We start from the raw sequence: 17112 nt of genomic DNA on the forward strand, positions 1-17112 counted from the left end.
AAAAGTATGGAATGCCGGCGGGAGGGGGCTTTCCGGCTCGCAACCCGACGGGGGAGACACGCAATGGACCGCTTCAAGCAGATCGAGACCTTCGTGCGCGTCGCGGACGCGGGCAGCCTCGCGGCGGCGGCGCTCGAGGAAGGCGTTTCGCCGGTGATCCTCGGGCGTCGTATCGACGCGCTGGAAAAGCGCCTCGGCGTGAAGCTCATCTACCGTTCCACGCGGCGGCTCGTGGTGAGCGAGGAGGGCGCGGCCTTTCTCGAACGCTGCCGCGGCCTGCTCGCCGACTGGGATCAGGCCGAAAACGAACTATCCGCCGGGCGCCAGGTGGTGAGTGGCCATCTGATCGTCTCGGCGCCGGCGGCGTTCGGGCGCAAGCACGTCGCGCCGCTCGCGCCCGAGTTCCTCGCCGACAAGCCCGAACTGCAGGTGTCGTTCAACCTCACCGACCGCGTGGTCGATCTGGTGCGCGAGGGCTACGACCTGTCGATCCGCATCGGCGGCGCGGTGGACCCGAACTTCGTCGCCGTGAAGCTCGCCACCAACCGGCGCGTCGTGTGCGGCACGCCCGAATATTTCCGCAGGCACGGGCGGCCGAAAACGCTCGAAGACCTGCCAAACCACAATTGCCTCGCGTTCAACCTGCAGGGCGGCCAGAACCGCGGCTGGTACTTCAGCCGCGGCGGCAAGCTCGTCACCGTGCGCGTGGGCGGCACGCTCGACTGCAACGACGGCGAGCTGCTGCATCGCTGGGTGACCGAGAGCCTCGGCCTCGGCTGGCGTTCGACCTGGGAGATCGACGCCCAGCTCGCGCGCGGCGAACTCGAAACGGTGCTCGACGAATACGCGCTGCCCGATTACGACATCCTCGCGGTGTATCCGCAGCAGCGCTACGTGCCGGCGCGCGTGCGCTACTTCATCGACTACCTCAAGGAGGTCTACGCGCGGCCGGGGTACTGGGCCGGCGCGTAGTCGCGCATTTCGCATTTATTTTTCGTTTTCGTGCACACGGAGCGGGAATAAACTGGCCCGAGCTTCGGTAGTGCCTGTATGCGGCCACGGTCGCGTAAGCCAAACGAAGACGCGAGGGGACGACGTGGGAGAAACCGCGTACGAGCAGGATGAGGCCGCACGCAGCCGCCGCTTTCAGGCGCTGGCGCTGCCGCATCTCGATGCGGCCTACAACCTCGCGCGCGGGCTCTCGCGTAACCCGGGCGACGCGGAAGATATCGTCCAGGAGGCGTTTCTACGGGCGTTCCGCTTCTTCGACGCGTTTCGCGGCGACGAGGCCCGCCCCTGGCTGCTCGCGATCGTGCGGCGCGTCTGGTACGACGAATGGCGGCGGCGCGCGGGCGCGGAAGAGGTGGCGCCGTTCGACGAGTTGCGCGACGACGCGCCGCTCGAAGGCTGGGAAACGGGCGGCGTCGATCCCGAGACGCTCGCGATCCGCGCCGAAGACACCCGTTATGTGCAGGATGCGCTCAGGCGCCTGCCGGTGGAGTATCGGGAAGTACTGGTGCTGCGCGAGCTGGAGGAGCTGGGTTATCGCGAGATCGCGGCGATCGCCGATCTGCCGCTCGGCACCGTGATGTCGCGGCTCGCGCGTGGCCGCAGACGGTTGGCGACGCTGCTGGCGGCGTACCACGGCGGCGAGCGAAACAGGTCAGCGGCAGGCAGTGCAGTCGGTGAGACTGCAAACGATTCGGTTGTCCGCGCCCCCGGCTGCGCGGACGACAGGGCAGGAGTCGGGGGAAGCAGTCAAGCCAGGAGACCATCCGGCCGGGGGAACGGCGGTCGGTTCCGCGAGGAGCCGGCCGCCGACGGCGGAGCGCCGTTGCGCACTCGCTCTCAAACCGAAGGCCGAACGACGGAGGCGCCCGATGAACTGTAACGAAGCGCGCCCGCTGGTCGACGCGAGCGTCGACCGCGAACTGTCCGCCGCCGACGAATGGCGTGTGCGCGAGCATCTCGCAGGCTGCGAGCCATGCCGGCGTGTCGCCGACGACGCGCAGGCCATCTCTCGAATGATCCGATCCGCGCCATACCACCGTGCGCCGGCTGGGCTGGCTGCACGTATCGTCGCGGCATTGCCGGCGACGGACGTACCGCCGGCGAAAGCAGTGCCTTCGCCAACCCCCGCGCGCGCTTCGGGCGGCTGGCGCGCCTGGCTGCGCAACTGGTGGCCGGGCAGCGGCGGCGGGGCGCGAGGCGAGGCGGGCGGTCGTGGCTGGGGCGCTGCGTCCGTCAACGCGGGGCCGCGCGCGGCCACGCTCGCGTGGTTCGGCTGCGCGGTGTTGGTTCTTTGCGCGCTGGCAGTGATTGCCACGCTGCAACTGCGCCGCCCGGCCGCTGAGATGGCCTTCGTCGACGATCTCGTGTCCAGCCACGTGCGGGCCCAGATTTCGGGCCGCGATATCGACGTGATCTCGACCGACCGCCATACCGTGAAGCCGTGGTTCAATGGCCGGATCGACTACGCGCCGCCTGTCTTCGATCTGGCGCAGCAGGGCTTCGCGCTCGCGGGAGGGCGCCTCGATTATGTGGGGCGCGAACGCGTCGCCGTGCTCGTCTATCACCATGGCAAGCACGTGATCGATGTCTATGTGTTCCCGCCAGGCGCGAACGGGCCGGCCGTCTCGGGCGCCGTGCCGCAGAGTTCGAGCGAAGGCTACGCACTCCTGCGCTGGCGGGCGGCGGGCATGACATTGTGGGCGGTGTCGGACGCCGGTGCGGACGCGCTCGACGGCCTGCGCGCGGCGCTCGACGCCCGTCTCGCGGGCGGCGCGAGCGAGGCGGCCGGCAGCTAGGCTGTCGCCTCACACGGCCGCACAGGGGCGCCTTCATGGCGCTCCTCGCCGCGCAAGTCATTGAAAACACGCCCGAATCATCGCCCGAACGCACGATCTGTCTTGCGTGCGTAGCCCATCCGCGCTACAATCTTCGGCTTCTCACTTGCCGCACCGGTTCCGACGCCCGGGTGGCTTAAATCCACAAGGAGTGATACATGCGTCATTACGAAATCGTCTTCATCGTGCACCCCGATCAGAGCGAGCAGGTGCCCGCCATGATCGAGCGCTACAAGAGCACGATCACCTCGCACGGTGGCCAGATCCACCGCATCGAAGACTGGGGCCGTCGTCAACTGGCCTACATGATCGAGAAACTCGCGAAGGCTCACTACGTCTGCATGAACATCGAATGCGACCAGGCCACGCTCGACGAACTGGAACACGCGTTCAAGTTCAACGACGCTGTTCTGCGTCACCTCATCGTCAAGATGAAGAAGGCCGAAACCGGCCCGTCGCCGATGATGAAGGAAGTGCAGCGCGAAGAAGCCAAGAAGGCGGCTGCCCAGCCGACCGAAGCGCAGGCTTAAGTACGTAAGCCATCAGGATTCAAGCAAAGTCATAGCCAACCCCGCGTGAACAGGCTTCAACTTACCGCTAGCGTCGTCGAACGCGAACCGGTGCGGTATACCCCCGCCGGCGTTCCGATCGCAAGCGTCACGTTGCAGCATCGCACGGAGGTCGTCGAAGCCGGCATTCCCCGCTTCGTCGAACTCACGATGCCCGCGGTCGCGGCCGGCAAGGCCTGCGGTCTCGTAGAAAGCTGTGAGATGGGCGTGGAAGCGCTCTTCACCGGTTTTCTGGCGAAAAAGCACCGCAATGCGCGAACCCTGGTGTTTCACATCACCGAAATGCAAGGCACAGGAAAGGACTAATCATGCCCCGCCCGACTGGTAAGAAATTCGACAAGCGTCGTCAGCAACAAAACCCGCTCTTCAAGCGCAAGAAGTTCTGCCGCTTCACGGCTGCAAACGTCGAACAAATCGACTACAAGGACCTCGACACGCTGAAGGACTTCATCGGCGAAAACGGCAAGATCACGCCGGCTCGTCTGACGGGTACGAAGGCCCACTATCAGCGTCAGCTGGACACGGCTATCAAGCGCGCGCGTTTCCTCGCGCTGATGCCGTACACCGACCAGCACAAGGCCTAATAAGACGACGCGATAAGGAGCAATAGAATGCAGATCATTCTTCTGGAAAAAGTCGTCAACCTGGGTAACCTCGGCGACATCGTCAAGGTGAAGGACGGTTACGCACGTAACTTCCTGATCCCGAACAAGAAGGCACGCCGTGCTACGAAGGACGCAATCGCTGAATTCGAAGTCCGCCGCGCAGAACTCGAAAAGGTCGCCGCTGAAAAGCTGGCAGCCGCTCAAGCCGAAGGCGAAAAGCTGAACGGCCTGACCGTCCAGATCGGCCAGAAGGCCGGCGTGGACGGCCGCCTGTTCGGTTCGGTCACGAACGCGGACATCGCCGTTGCGCTCACGAAGCAAGGCTTCGCAGTGGAAAAGGCGCAAGTGCGTCTGCCGGAAGGCCCGCTGAAGATGGTGGGCGACCACCCGGTGCAGGTTGCACTGCACACCGACGTCCTCGTCGACGTCACGGTGTCGGTGCTGGGCGAGCACGCCTAAGTACCCACGTGCGGCCCTCACGGGCCGCGCGGTTTGACGCAAGATTCAGGAAGGGCAGGAGCCGCAGGGCTTCTGCCTTTTTTGTTGTGCGCTGCCTGGACGCTCCGCGCATTGCAAGTTTTCAAGCTTGTTCGAGGCACCCCCTTGTCCGATAATTGCCCTCCATGAACGCTCCGAAAGATCCCCAACTCGACTCGCTGAAAGTCCCGCCGCATTCGATCGAAGCCGAGCAATCGGTGCTCGGCGGCCTGCTGCTGGATAACGGCGCATGGGACCGGATTGCCGACTTCCTCTCGCAAAGCGACTTCTATCGCTACGATCACCGCATCATCTTCGAGCACATTGGCCGGCTGATCGCCGCCACGCGCCCGGCCGACGTGGTGACGGTGTACGAGGCGCTCGGCACCTCGGGCAAAGCGGATGACGTGGGTGGCCTCGCGTACCTGAACGCGCTCGCGCAGAACACGCCGAGCGCCGCGAATATTCGCCGCTACGCGGAAATCGTGCGTGACCGCGCGGTGCTGCGCCGCCTCGTTTCCGTCGCCGACGAAATTTCCGCCGACGCCTTCAACCCGCAGGGCAAGGAAGTGCGCCAGCTGCTCGACGAGGCCGAGTCGAAGGTGTTCTCGATCGCCGAAGACGGCGCGCGCGGCACCCAGGGCTTCCTCGAGATCGGGCCGCTGCTCACGCAGGTCGTGGAGCGCATCGACACGCTCTATCACACGGCCAACCCGAGCGACGTGACGGGCACGCCTACGGGCTTCATGGACCTCGACCGCATGACGTCGGGCATGCACGGCGGCGAGCTGATCATCGTGGCAGGGCGCCCCTCGATGGGTAAGACCGCGTTCTCGATGAACATCGGCGAGTACGTGGCCGTCGAGTATGGTCTGCCGGTGGCCGTGTTCTCAATGGAAATGCCGGGCACGCAGCTCATCATGCGTATGCTCGGGTCGGTGGGCCGTCTGGATCAGCACCGCATGCGTACGGGCCGTCTGACCGATGAGGATTGGCCGAAGCTCACGCACGCCGTGCAGAAAATGAGCGAGGCGCAGATCTTCATCGACGAAACCGGCGGCCTGAATCCGATGGAATTGCGCTCGCGCGCGCGGCGTCTGTCGCGCCAGTGCGGCAAGCTCGGGCTCATCATCATCGACTACCTGCAGCTGATGAGCGGCTCGGGCACGGGCGAGAACCGTGCGACCGAAATTTCGGAAATTTCGCGCTCGCTCAAGAGCCTGGCGAAGGAACTGGATGTCCCTGTGATCGCGCTCTCGCAGTTGAACCGCGGTCTGGAGCAGCGTCCGAACAAGCGGCCGGTGATGTCGGACCTGCGCGAATCGGGCGCAATCGAACAGGACGCGGACGTCATCCTGTTCATTTATCGCGACGAAGTCTACAACCCCGACAGCCCCGACAAGGGCACGGCCGAAATCATCATCGGCAAGCAGCGTAACGGTCCGATCGGACCCGTTCGCCTCACGTTCCACGGTCAATACACGAAGTTCGATAATTTTGCCGGAGCGCAGACCTTCTACGGCGAATAACGCAAAGCGTTGCGCGGCTTGCGCCAAAGTGGCGCAAATGCCGCGTTGGCGACTGCCGATCCATGCGGCAGCTCTCGCCTGACGATACAATGTTGCCGTTTTATGACAGTCATCTCTGTCACTTATTTTGCCGCCCGATTGCCGCGAAGTGACCGCGAAGTCACCGCTTCGTGACGGCAATCCGAGACCAATTTCCGGGATACCAATGTTCGGTCGATTCATGCCCACCGAGGGCAAGTTCTTCGAGATTTTCAATGCGCATGCGAAATGCATCGTTTCCGCGAGCCGCGAACTCGAACTCCTGATCGATAACCTCGCTGACGCCGAGGTTCACAAGCAGAATGTGCAGGCCTCCGAAAAGGCCGCCGACAAGCTCACGCACGAGGCGATCGACCTTCTGCACAAGACCTTCATCACACCGCTCGACCGCGACGAGATCCACAAGCTGATCACCACGATGGACGACTGCCTCGACCTGATGGAAGACGTCGCCACGGCCATCTCGCTCTACGACGTGCAAGCCGTGACCGCCGAGGCGAGCCAGCTGGCGCACGTGGTGACGGCCACGGCCGAGCGCGTGCAGCTGGCGGTGGGCCTGCTCTCCGATATGAAGCAGGCGCGCGAGATCCTGCAGGCCTGCGAAGACATCGACCGTCTGGAGTCCGACGCCGACCGCTTGCTGCGCGGGGCCATTTCGAAGCTCTTCCGCGAGGAAGACGACGTCAAGAACCTGATCAAGCTGAAGGCGATCTACGAACTGCTCGAAGCGATCACGGACAAGTGCGAGGATGTCGCGAACATCATCGAAGGCATCGTGCTAGAGAACGCCTGAGCACACTGCGATGCAATCGATACAACTCGCTCTCTGGGCGGTCGCGACGCTGGTCGCCATCGCTCTCGTCTTCGACTTCATGAACGGCTTTCACGACGCGGCGAATTCCATCGCCACGGTCGTGTCAACGGGCGTTCTGAAGCCGCAGCAGGCGGTGGCTTTTGCTGCCATGTTCAACGTGATCGCCTATTTCGTGTTCCACCTGAAGGTGGCGCAGACGGTAGGCAAGGGCACCATCGATCCCGATATCGTCGACCACTACGTGGTGTTCGGCGCGCTGATGGGCGCGATCGGCTGGAACGTGCTCACCTGGTACTACGGCATTCCGTCGAGTTCGTCGCACGCGCTGATCGGCGGTCTCGTGGGGGCGGCGCTCGCGAAGTCGGGCTGGGCCTCCCTCAACTTCGACGGCCTCATGAAGACCGTGGCGTTCATCTTCATCTCGCCGCTGCTCGGTTTCGTGCTGGGTTCGTTCTTCATGCTCACGGTGTCGTGGCTGTACTTCCGCACGCCGCCCAGCAAGGTCGACCGGCGCTTCAGGCGCCTGCAACTGCTCTCCGCGAGCCTCTATAGTCTCGGCCACGGCGGCAACGACGCGCAGAAGACCATCGGCATCATCTGGATGCTGCTGATCGCAACGGGCTACTCGGCGATCGGCTCGGACGCGCCGCCCATCTGGGTGATCGGCGGCTGCTATCTATCGATGGGTCTCGGCACGCTGTTCGGCGGCTGGCGCATCGTGCGCACGATGGGGCAGAAGATCACCAGGCTCAAGCCGGTGGGCGGTTTCTGCGCGGAGGCGGGCGGGGCGCTCACGCTCTTCACGGCTTCGTGGATGGGCATTCCCGTTTCGACCACGCACACGATCACCGGCGCGATTGTCGGCGTTGGCGCGACGCAAAAACTCAGCGCGGTGCGCTGGGGCGTGGCGGGCAACATCGTCTGGGCCTGGGTGCTGACCATACCGGCCTCGGCCACGCTGGCCGCGGCCGCATGGTGGCTCGGTCACCGCTTCATGTAAAACCTGCGGCGCCTTCGGGCGCCGCAGTGCTTTTGAGGCTACGCCCGCGCGCTGACGCGCGCTTCAGATCAGTGGCGTGCTGGCCCCGTCCATCGGAATGAGCGCGCCGGTGACGTAGCTCGCGCGGCGGCTCGCGAGGAAGAGCGCGACATCGGCAATTTCCTCCGGCTTCGCGTAGCGCCCGAGCGGCACCTTCGATTCGCCGTTCGCCAAGGCCTCTTGCGCACCGACGCCCGTGCGTTGCGCCTCCAGGTGAACGGCCTCCTGCAGCCGCTCCGTGAGCGTGGCGCCGGGGTTGATCGCGTTGATGCGGATGCCATAGCGCGCGTGGTAATGCGCGAGGCCCACGGTCGCGAGCATCAGCGCCGCGTTGGCCGCGCCGCCCGCGATATGGATGTCACTCGCGAACTTGCCGCCCATGCCGATGATGTTGACGATCGCCCCGGGTTCCATGCTCTCGCCCGACTTGATCCGCTGCACCATGCGGCGCAGCACCTCCTGCTGCGGGTAGATGTAGGGAAAATATTTCGCCTCCATCGTGGCCCTGAACGCGTCCGCATCGAGGGTTTCCGGGTCGTAGCGGCGTGCCGCGCCCGCGCTGTTGATGAGGATATCGATGGGGCCGACCGCGGTGGAGACTTCTTCGACCACGTCGGCGGCGCTATGCGCTTCGTGCAGGTCCGCGCGCGTGAGGTGCACGTGCAGGCCTTCGCTCGCTAGTTGCTCACGAGCACGCGCGAGATTGGCGGGGTCGCGCGAGACGATCGCCACGCGGGCGCCTTCCTGCGCAAAGGCGCGCGCGCAGGCAAGGCCAATGCCCTTGCTGCCGCCCGTCACGAGTACCACCTTCTTGCTGAGTCCAAGATCCATCGTCGCCTCGCTGCGCGAAAGTATGAAAAACGGTCCCAAAACGATAGCAGAGGCGCGGGGCGCCGCAAACCGCTGCAAGCATGCTCGGCCGTTCGGCCAGGGGCAACGTGCCGCGCAGCGCCGTGGCCGGGTCGCTTCAGTCGCCGCCGTTGGCAAAGCGCGCGATGGGGTCGTCGCTGGACTGGGTCGGGGAGGGCGAGGCCGGGCCGGCCGTCGAGGCGCGCATGATCTGCGCGCCTCCCGCGGCTGGCGAAGTCGCCTGGATCGGCGTCGAGCCCACCTGGCCGGCCTGGCGCGCCGCTGCGCTTGCCGTGGGCGGAGGGGGCTCGAAGGCGTCGGCGGCGGCGTCGATGGCGTCGCGCGGGGCGCTGGCGGCGGAGTTGGTAGCGTATGCAGGCGCGTTGTTGGCGGGCGCGGCCGCCGGTGCGAGCGCGCCCGCGTTGCGTGCCTGCGTCTGCGCCGCGCCGAGCGCGGCGGGCGGCGGCTCGCACGCGTCGGCCGGCGTGGTCGCCGGCGTTGCCGCATAGGCCGCCTGCGGTGCGCCGACGACGCGGTTCTGGCTCGCGGCCGCGACTCGCGGCACGGGCTGCGCCGCCGCAGTCGGCGCGACGCTCGCCATTGCGGCAGCCGGTGGCGCGGTGTTCGCGCCAGGCACGCGTTCAGCCGGCGCAGACGCTTCCCAGGTCGGCGTCTCGAAAGGCGTGCGTTTGGGCGGCGCCATGCGGCGGATCCCGTCGAAGCGCTTCGCCCAGTATGGGTTGGTCAGATAGTCGAGTCGCACTGTGCCGCCGGTCGAAGGCGCGTTGACGAAGCGCAGGTTGCCGACATATATCCCGACGTGCGAATGCGGCCGCCCCGTCGTATTGAAGAAGACGAGGTCGCCGGCGGCAATCTCGTCGGGCTCGATCGTTTCGCCGCGCATGCTCATGTCGGCCGTGGTGCGGGGCAAGTCCACCGAGGCCGAGCGCGCGAGCACGTATTTGACGAGACCGCTGCAATCGAAGCCGCTGTCGGGCGTATTGCCGCCCCAGCGATACGGAATGCCGACGAGGCCCATCGCCTGGATGGAGATTTCCTCGCGGCCCACACTGTGATCGACGAAATTGGGGAAGCCCGCAGGCTTGGTGCGCCACGCGTTTTCGCCGGCAGACGAACCACTGCGCGATACCCTTTGCGGCGCACTGGAGCACGCGGCAAGCAGGACTGCGATCAGAAGCGGAAGCCAGAGTCGACGCATGAAGCGGAGGTGGCGCGCGCGACGCTCGCGCCATCGGGAAAACGGATCATGGGCGGATGGTAGCCCGCCCGTCAGCGCTTTCGCAAGAATTCTTCACAACTTACTTGAAGTTCGTGCGCCAACTGTTGTGCCTGGGGGACGCCTGGCCAATAAAAAAAGGACCGTATCCGGTTCCCCGGATACGGTCCTCGCCATCTGCACGGGCGCCCCAGAAAGGCGGCGCCCAAGCGAATGGATTACAGGATATCGGACGCGTAATCGGCAAGCCGGGAGCGTTCGCCGCGTGCGAGCGTCACGTGGCCGCTGTGCGCCCAGCCCTTGAAGCGGTCCACCACGTAGGTGAGGCCGGAGCTGCCTTCGGTCAGATACGGCGTGTCGATCTGCGCGATGTTGCCGAGACACACGATCTTCGTGCCCGGACCCGCGCGCGTGACGAGCGTCTTCATCTGCTTCGGCGTCAGGTTCTGCGCCTCGTCGATGATCAGATACTTGTCCACGAACGTGCGGCCGCGCATGAAGTTCATGCTCTTGACCTTCAGGCGCGAGCGGATCAGTTCCTGGGTCGCGGCGCGCCCCCATTCGCCGGCGGCGTCATCGGTCTTCTGAAGCACTTCGAGGTTGTCGTCGAAGGCGCCCATCCAGGGCTGCATCTTTTCTTCTTCGGTGCCCGGCAGGAAACCGATGTCCTCGCCGACCGGCACGGTCGCGCGCGTGACGATGATCTCGTTGTAGCGCTTCTCGTCGAGCACTTGCGCCAGGCCCGCCGCGAGCGCGACGAGTGTCTTGCCCGTGCCGGCCTGGCCGAGCAGCGTGACGAAGTCGATCTCCGGATTCATCAGCAGGTTCAGCGCAAAGTTCTGCTCGCGGTTGCGCGCCGTGATGCCCCACACATTGTTCTTGTGGTGGCCGTAGTCGCGCAGCGTTTGCAGGAGCGCCGTCTTGCCGTTGAGCTCGCGCACGATCGCGTGGAACGCCGGTTCGCCGTTCTGCGGCTCGAGATAGACGAACTCGTTCACGAGCATCGAGAGGCACTCGGGACCCGTCACGCGGTAATACGTCGTGCCGGTCTTGGTGTCCTGCCAGGACTCCATGCCCTTGGCGTGCTTCGACCAGAAGTCCTGCTGGAGCGCACGCACGCCCGAGTAGAGCAGGTCCTTGTCTTCGAGAACCTGGTCGTTGAAGTAGTCTTCCGCAGGCAGGCCGAGCGCATGAGCCTTGATGCGCATGTTGATGTCTTTCGACACCAGCACGACGAGGCGGTCCGGCCGATCGCGCTGCAGCGCGCGCACCACGCCGAGGATCTGGTTATCGGCTTTGCCCTGGGGCAGGCCGTCGACCGGATCGATATGCGTGAGCGTGGTCTGGAAGTACAGGCGACCAAGCGCCTCGCGGCTGCCGAGGCGGCCAAGCGAAATGCCTTCCGAGATCGGGCCCGCATTGGCGACCAGCTGGTCGAGCGTGCGGCTCACCTGGCGCGCGTTGCGCGCGACTTCCGACATGCCCTTCTTGTGGTTGTCGAGTTCTTCCAACGTCATCATCGGCAGATAGACGTCGTGTTCCTCGAAACGGAACAGGCAGGTCGGGTCGTGCATCAGCACGTTGGTGTCGAGCACAAAAAGCTTCTGGACTTCGGTGCTCTCTTCGGGATGCACGCGTTTTTTCGCGCCGGCGCGCGTGGCGGGCGCAGCGGCGCCGCCGGAGGCTTTTGCCGAGGCGGGTTTGCCGCCGCGCGCAACGGGTGTCTCGTCGGCATCGGTGCGGGCCTCGAGAGGCTGCAGCAGCGCTGCCGTGACTTGCTTGCTGTGGTTGCGCTTGTTGCGCGCGGGCGCCGGTGCGACCGGTTCGAGCGCGGCCAGTTCGGCGCTGGCGCTCGAAAGCGGCACCGTGCGCAAGGTGGTTGCGGCGTTGGCGGCCTGAGTCATCGGCTCGGCGACACTGCCGGGGCCGTATTCTGCAACGTCGGCCGCGTCGTTCTCGCTCGCGGCCTTGCGTGTGCTGCGCGTCGTGCGGGCACGCGCCTTGTATTCTTCGGGCGGCAGCAGGTTGCCGAGCTTGCTGGGGGGAGTAGGCAAAGGCATGGTGTCCCTCGAAAAAATCGGGTCGAGTGGTCGCGGGGTTACCCAGTAAGGCGCGCTTTCGGGCGGTGCGTGCGGGTGCCGGGTAGGCCTCCGCCGTTACTGCGCAAGGTGCGCGCTCATGTCAGAAAATGCCGGTTCGCCTGGTTTTCGATCAGCTCCTTGATGTTTGCGCGCGCCGGGTCGCAAAGCCGGCACGAACGGGGAGAAAAGCGGAAGAGAACAGCATCGAACAAACAAAAAAGCCGCCGCCCCGGATGACGAGGCAAGCGGCTTCACTTCGGTGTTGTCCCGTTGCCTCGGATACGCCCTTCCGGTCATTCCATGACCGGCTGCGAAACCGCCGCAACGCGACGTAAAAAGGGTTGGACAGGCACTCATTGCAGCCCAATATAACGCTCCTCAAAGCGCTTGTACAGCCTCCAGCACTTCATCGACATGGCCCGGGACCTTGATGCCGCGCCACTCCTGGCGCAACACGCCAGTTGCGTCGATGAGGAAGGTCGAGCGTTCGATCCCTCGTACCTGTTTGCCATACATTTTCTTCAGTTTGATGACGTCGAAGAGCGTGCACAGCGCTTCGTCGGCATCCGATACCAAGGTAAACGGCAGTTCGAGCTTGGCCTTGAAGTTATCGTGCGAACGCACGCTGTCGCGCGACACGCCCACGATCTGCGCGCCGGCCTTTTTGAACTTCGGATAGAGGTCGCGGAACTGCAGGCCTTCGGTCGTGCAGCCGGGCGTGTTGTCTTTCGGATAGAAGTACAGCACCACCTTGCTGCCCTTCAGGCTCGACAGCGTGAAGTCGCCGCCGGTAGCAGGGGCGGTGAAGTCCGGGACGGGGTGGTCGACTGCGATGGTCACGTCAGGCACGTGGCTCTCCCTTTGTTATTGGCTGGCTTTGCCGCAGCGCACGGCGCCGTTTCGCCGGGACGGCGTGCCGCCCGCGGCGGGCGGTGTTGCGCGGGCGCGGGTCCTGGCAGACACCCCGCGGCGCGCAGGCGGCGGATTCAGTCGGGCTGCACGATCAGCTGGCCGGAGCGGCCGGCGATCTCGCCCCAGGTGACAGGGTACGATGGCAGCGAATCCGGGTCCAGCGTCGCATGGTAGTCGCCCATCGTGGCAAACGTATGGCCTTGTGCGCGCCAGCCGGCGAGCAGCTGTTCGAACACCGGTGCGAGCTTCTGGCCTTCGAGTTCGGCGTGCAGCGTGAAGACCTGATCGTGCGGGTTGTTTTCGGTGCGCTTGAGCATCCACGCCGCGACCGTATCGGTATCGACGCCATCGACACCGAGCACCTCGTCGAGCGTGGGCAGCGTGGTGGGCATCTGCACGTGGTTCAGCGTGCGGCCCGCCACCACCGGACGGTAGGGCGAATGACCGCGCCCGTCGGAGGCGTAGCGCATGCCCCACGTGTCGATCTGCTCGAAGGCGGCTTCGTTCATCTGCCAGCCTGCCGCGCCGTGCGTGACGGGCGGCGTGCCGAAGATCCGCGTGAAGCGGTCGTGGCTCTTCTGCATCTGGCGCGCGGTCCACCGCGCGTCGCGCTTGCGCACGTTGTCCTGCCAGTACACGTGATCCCACGTATGGATGCCGCACTCGAAGCCGGCTTCGTGAATCGCGCGCATTTCCGCCGCGGCTTCTACGCCGATGTCGGGCCCCGGCAGCAGCACGCCGTACATCAGCTGCTTCACGCCGTAGTGCTCGACCACCGACGTGCGCGAGACCTTCTTGAGAAAGCCAGGTCGCAACACGCGACGCAGCGCCCAGCCCGTGTGATCGGGGCCGAGGCTGAACAGGAACGTGGCGCGCGCCTTGTAGCGGTCGAAGATGCGCGCGAGATTCGGCACGCCTTCGCGGGTACCGCGCAGCGTGTCGACGTCGATTTTCAGGACGATGCGGGCCAAGAGGCGATGACCTTTCTCTAACGCTTAATGTTGCTCGACGAGCGCACGCGCTTCGGCGACATGGCTGCGGTATGCTTCGAAGATCTTGCGCAGCGCTTCGTCGAAGGTCGACTTCGGCGCCCAGCCGAGTTCCTGCTTCGTGTTGTCGATCTTCGGCACGCGGTTCTGCACGTCCTGATAGCCTGCGCCGTAGTACGCGCCCGACGACGTTTCGACGAGCTGCACCTTCTTGGCCGTTTCCGCGTATTCCGGGAATTCGGCGGCGAGCGCGAGCATCTTGTGCGCGAGTTCGCGCACCGAGAAGTTGTTGGTCGGGTTGCCGATGTTGTAGATCTTGCCCGTGGCGACGCCGTCCTTGTTCTCGATGATCTTCATCAGCGCAGCGATGCCGTCGTCGATGTCGGTGAACGCGCGCTTTTGCGCGCCGCCATCCACGAGGCTGATGTTCTCGCCGCGCACGATGTGGCCGAGGAACTGCGTCACGACGCGCGACGAACCTTCCTTCGGCGTGTAGATCGAGTCGAGGCCCGGGCCGATCCAGTTGAACGGACGGAACAGCGTGAAATTCAGGCCTTCCATGCCGTAGCCCCAGATCACGCGGTCCATCAGCTGCTTCGAGCACGCGTAGATCCAGCGCGGCTTGTTGATCGGGCCGTAGGTCAGGGCGGACGCATCCGGGTCGAACTGCTCGTCCGAGCACATGCCATAGACTTCCGATGTCGACGGGAAGACGAGGTGCTTGCGGTACTTCACGGCCGAACGCACGATCGGCAGGTTCGCTTCGAAGTCGAGCTCGAACACGCGCAGCGGCTGCTGCACGTAGGTGGCGGGCGTCGCGATGGCGACCAGCGGCAGGATCACGTCGCACTTCTTGACGTGGTACTCGACCCACTCCTTGTTGATCGTGATGTCGCCTTCGAAGAAGTGCATCCGCTCATGCTTGACGAGGTCGCCGAGGCGATCCGTCTGCATGTCCATGCCGAACACTTCCCAGTTCGTGCTTTCGAGGATGCGCTTGGAGAGGTGGTGGCCGATAAAGCCGTTCACACCCAGGATCAGAACTTTTTTGGTCATGGACGGGGGACAGATGAAATGAGTTCGGAGAACGCGGCGGGGCTAATGACGGTCTCCTGACCGTTATGCTGATGCCGCAGTTCGTGGATCGCGATGGCGCGTGCGTCGCCGCAAACGGCGAAAAGCGCATTATCGCTTACGTGGATGCCCACGGGCAATCCGGCGAGGGTGCGGACCCTTTCGGCGTCTTGCGAGCCGGGGCGCACGAGACGCGCGCGGGCAATCACGAAACGTTCGTTGCCGATGTCGGTGAACGCGCCCGGATAGGGCGGCGCGACGGCGCGGATCAGGTTGTACACGTGCTGCGCGCTCTCGCCGAAGTCGATGCGGCCGTCTTCCGGCTTGCGCCCGCCGTAATAGCTGCCCTTCGTGAGATCGTTCGGCAGATGCGGCGCTTCGCCCGCGATCAGCGCGGGCAGCACGCGCCAGAGCGTCTGCTCGGCGGCGACCGTCACCTTGTCGAAGACCTGCGCGGCGGTGTCGTCGGGCAGGATCGGCACCGGGGTTTGGGCGACGATCGCGCCCGCGTCGGGCTTCGCGCCCATTTCGTGCAGCGTGGCGCCCGTTTCGGTTTCGCCGTTGAGCACGGCCCAGTTCGTGGGCACGCGGCCGCGGTATTTCGGCAGGAGCGAGCCGTGCACGTTGTACGCGCCGCGCCCGGCGAGGGCGAGCAGGTCCACGGGCAGCATGTGCCGGTAGTAGAACGAGAAGATGAAGTCCGGGCGCGCTGCCGAAACGGCCGCGCGCAACTCGGCGCTCTTCGGGTCGGCGGGCGTGACGACTTCGATGCCATGCTCCTCGGCCACCGACTTCACGCTGCCGAACCAGATGTTTTCGGTCGGGCTGTCTTCATGCGTGACGACGAGCGCAACGTCGACGCCGCCCGCGAGCAACACCTGCAGACAGCGCACGCCCACGTTGTGATACGCGAACACAACGGCGCGCGGTTTCATTGGCCGGCTCCTTCATTGGCCGCGTTCGTGGTGGCCGGCCTTGCAGCCGCACCTGCCGCTCGCGCGGGTTCAGCCGGTTGCGCGAAGGCGGCCGCCTGCATGAAATCCTGGCGCGGCGTATCGACGACGGCGCGGCCATTGCGCTCCTCGAGGATCGTCTGGATCAGGTAACGCGGACGCGCGCGCACCTGCTGGTAGATGCGGCCGATGTACTCGCCGAGCAGCCCGAGCGCGAAGATGATCACGCCGAGCAGGAAGAACGTGATGGCGAAGAGCGTGAACACGCCTTGCACTTCCGCGCCGAGGACGAAGCGGCGAATCAGCAGCAGCAGGAAGAGGCCTGCCGAGCCGAGCGAGAGGATCACGCCGATGAACGAGAGCCATTGCAGCGGCACGACGGAGAAGCCCGTCACGAGGTCGAAATTCAGGCGAATGAGGCTGTAGAGCGAGTACTTCGATTCGCCCGCGAAGCGCTCCTCGTGCGCGACCTCCACCTCGACCGGGTTCTGCGAGAACGTGTACGCGAGCGCCGGGATGAAGGTGTTGATTTCGCCGCAGCGGTTGATCGTGTCGATGATGCGGCGGTTGTACGCGCGCAGCATGCAGCCCTGATCGGTCATCTTGATGCGCGTGATGCGCTCGCGCAGACGGTTCATCGCCTGCGAGGCCTTGCGCCGCCAGAGGCTGTCCTGGCGCTGCTTGCGGATGGTGCCGACGTAGTCGTAGCCCTCGCGCATCTTCTCGACGAGCTTGCCGATTTCCTCGGGCGGATTCTGCAGATCGGCGTCGAGCGTGATGACGATCTCGCCGCGGGCCTGCTCGAAGCCCGCGAGAATCGCCATGTGCTGGCCGTAGTTGCCGTTGAGCAGGATCGCGCGCGTGGTATCGGGCCGCGCGCGGAACTGCTCCGCGAGCATCGCGGCCGAGCGGTCGCGGCTACCGTCGTTGATGAAGATCACTTCGTACGAGGTGCCGAGCTTGTCGAGCGCCGGATACAGGCGCGCGAACAGCTCGGGAAGGCCAGCTTCCTCGTTGTAGACCGGAATGATGACCGAGACTTCCGGCGTGTCCGGGGTCAAGGTGCCTTGTTCCGTTTGACTCATGTGTGCGTCGATTC

Annotated in this window: 18 protein-coding genes; 10 read left to right on the top strand and 8 right to left on the bottom strand. The window is 65.1% G+C overall.

From position 1 onward, the window contains the following. Nucleotides 1-63: 63 nt before the first annotated feature. From AB4Y43_RS04125 to AB4Y43_RS04170, 10 genes are all read left to right on the top strand, one after another. Nucleotides 64-972, top strand: a complete 909-nt coding sequence (locus tag AB4Y43_RS04125; protein ID WP_368616201.1) for a LysR family transcriptional regulator — start codon at nucleotides 64-66, stop codon at nucleotides 970-972. Nucleotides 973-1096: 124 nt separating this feature from the next. After that, a complete protein-coding gene (locus tag AB4Y43_RS04130) occupies nucleotides 1097-1891 on the top strand; it encodes an RNA polymerase sigma factor (RefSeq protein ID WP_368727094.1) in 795 nt (264 codons plus the stop codon). Then, complete coding sequence (locus AB4Y43_RS04135) at nucleotides 1881-2807, top strand: anti-sigma factor (protein ID WP_368727095.1); 927 nt, start codon at nucleotides 1881-1883, stop codon at nucleotides 2805-2807. The genes AB4Y43_RS04130 and AB4Y43_RS04135 overlap by 11 nt, the downstream gene beginning before the upstream one ends. Before the next feature lie 197 nt (nucleotides 2808-3004). Continuing rightward, nucleotides 3005-3376: a 30S ribosomal protein S6 gene (gene rpsF / locus AB4Y43_RS04140; RefSeq protein ID WP_028216785.1), complete on the top strand. Its 372-nt coding sequence runs from the start codon at nucleotides 3005-3007 to the stop codon at nucleotides 3374-3376. A 45-nt stretch (nucleotides 3377-3421) separates the two neighbouring features. Continuing rightward, nucleotides 3422-3721: a primosomal replication protein N gene (gene priB, locus AB4Y43_RS04145; protein ID WP_028204898.1), complete on the top strand. Its 300-nt coding sequence runs from the start codon at nucleotides 3422-3424 to the stop codon at nucleotides 3719-3721. A gap of 2 nt (nucleotides 3722-3723) precedes the next feature. Continuing rightward, entirely contained in the window at nucleotides 3724-3999 is a 276-nt protein-coding gene (rpsR, locus tag AB4Y43_RS04150; protein ID WP_027797225.1) for a 30S ribosomal protein S18, read from the top strand. Nucleotides 4000-4026: 27 nt separating this feature from the next. After that, a complete protein-coding gene (gene rplI, locus AB4Y43_RS04155; RefSeq protein WP_069267538.1) occupies nucleotides 4027-4479 on the top strand; it encodes a 50S ribosomal protein L9 in 453 nt (150 codons plus the stop codon). Between the two features lie 164 nt (nucleotides 4480-4643). After that, nucleotides 4644-6026, top strand: a complete 1383-nt coding sequence (locus AB4Y43_RS04160) for a replicative DNA helicase (RefSeq protein ID WP_069267537.1) — start codon at nucleotides 4644-4646, stop codon at nucleotides 6024-6026. A gap of 205 nt (nucleotides 6027-6231) precedes the next feature. Then, nucleotides 6232-6858 (top strand): DUF47 domain-containing protein, encoded by a 627-nt coding sequence (locus AB4Y43_RS04165; protein WP_069267536.1) that lies wholly within the window; start codon nucleotides 6232-6234, stop codon nucleotides 6856-6858. 10 nt (nucleotides 6859-6868) lie between these two features. Further along, nucleotides 6869-7879, top strand: coding sequence for an anion permease (locus tag AB4Y43_RS04170; RefSeq protein WP_368727096.1), 1011 nt, complete (start codon nucleotides 6869-6871; stop codon nucleotides 7877-7879). Between the two features lie 63 nt (nucleotides 7880-7942). Here the strand turns inward: AB4Y43_RS04170 and AB4Y43_RS04175 are convergent, their stop codons facing one another. The 8 genes from AB4Y43_RS04175 to AB4Y43_RS04210 form a co-directional block, all read right to left on the bottom strand. Beyond that, nucleotides 7943-8749, bottom strand: coding sequence for an SDR family oxidoreductase (locus AB4Y43_RS04175; RefSeq protein WP_368727097.1), 807 nt, complete (start codon nucleotides 8747-8749; stop codon nucleotides 7943-7945). A gap of 136 nt (nucleotides 8750-8885) precedes the next feature. Then, nucleotides 8886-9986, bottom strand: a complete 1101-nt coding sequence (locus tag AB4Y43_RS04180) for an NlpC/P60 family protein (RefSeq protein ID WP_368727098.1) — start codon at nucleotides 9984-9986, stop codon at nucleotides 8886-8888. 236 nt (nucleotides 9987-10222) lie between these two features. Next, a complete protein-coding gene (locus tag AB4Y43_RS04185; protein WP_368727099.1) occupies nucleotides 10223-12064 on the bottom strand; it encodes a PhoH family protein in 1842 nt (613 codons plus the stop codon). Nucleotides 12065-12463: 399 nt separating this feature from the next. After that, nucleotides 12464-12925: a peroxiredoxin gene (locus AB4Y43_RS04190; protein WP_028204906.1), complete on the bottom strand. Its 462-nt coding sequence runs from the start codon at nucleotides 12923-12925 to the stop codon at nucleotides 12464-12466. A gap of 146 nt (nucleotides 12926-13071) precedes the next feature. Next, complete coding sequence (locus AB4Y43_RS04195; protein ID WP_342945672.1) at nucleotides 13072-13968, bottom strand: polysaccharide deacetylase family protein; 897 nt, start codon at nucleotides 13966-13968, stop codon at nucleotides 13072-13074. Between the two features lie 24 nt (nucleotides 13969-13992). Then, entirely contained in the window at nucleotides 13993-15042 is a 1050-nt protein-coding gene (locus AB4Y43_RS04200) for a bifunctional UDP-4-keto-pentose/UDP-xylose synthase (RefSeq protein ID WP_342945673.1), read from the bottom strand. Then, nucleotides 15039-15995: a formyltransferase gene (locus AB4Y43_RS04205; RefSeq protein ID WP_069267529.1), complete on the bottom strand. Its 957-nt coding sequence runs from the start codon at nucleotides 15993-15995 to the stop codon at nucleotides 15039-15041. The genes AB4Y43_RS04200 and AB4Y43_RS04205 overlap by 4 nt, the downstream gene beginning before the upstream one ends. Further along, a complete protein-coding gene (locus AB4Y43_RS04210; protein WP_256094951.1) occupies nucleotides 15992-17098 on the bottom strand; it encodes a glycosyltransferase in 1107 nt (368 codons plus the stop codon). The genes AB4Y43_RS04205 and AB4Y43_RS04210 overlap by 4 nt, the downstream gene beginning before the upstream one ends. Nucleotides 17099-17112 lie beyond the last annotated feature (14 nt).

Origin of the sequence: Paraburkholderia sp. BR10872 (genome assembly GCF_040965835.1) — a bacterium.
GTDB lineage: Bacteria > Pseudomonadota > Gammaproteobacteria > Burkholderiales > Burkholderiaceae > Paraburkholderia > Paraburkholderia nodosa_A.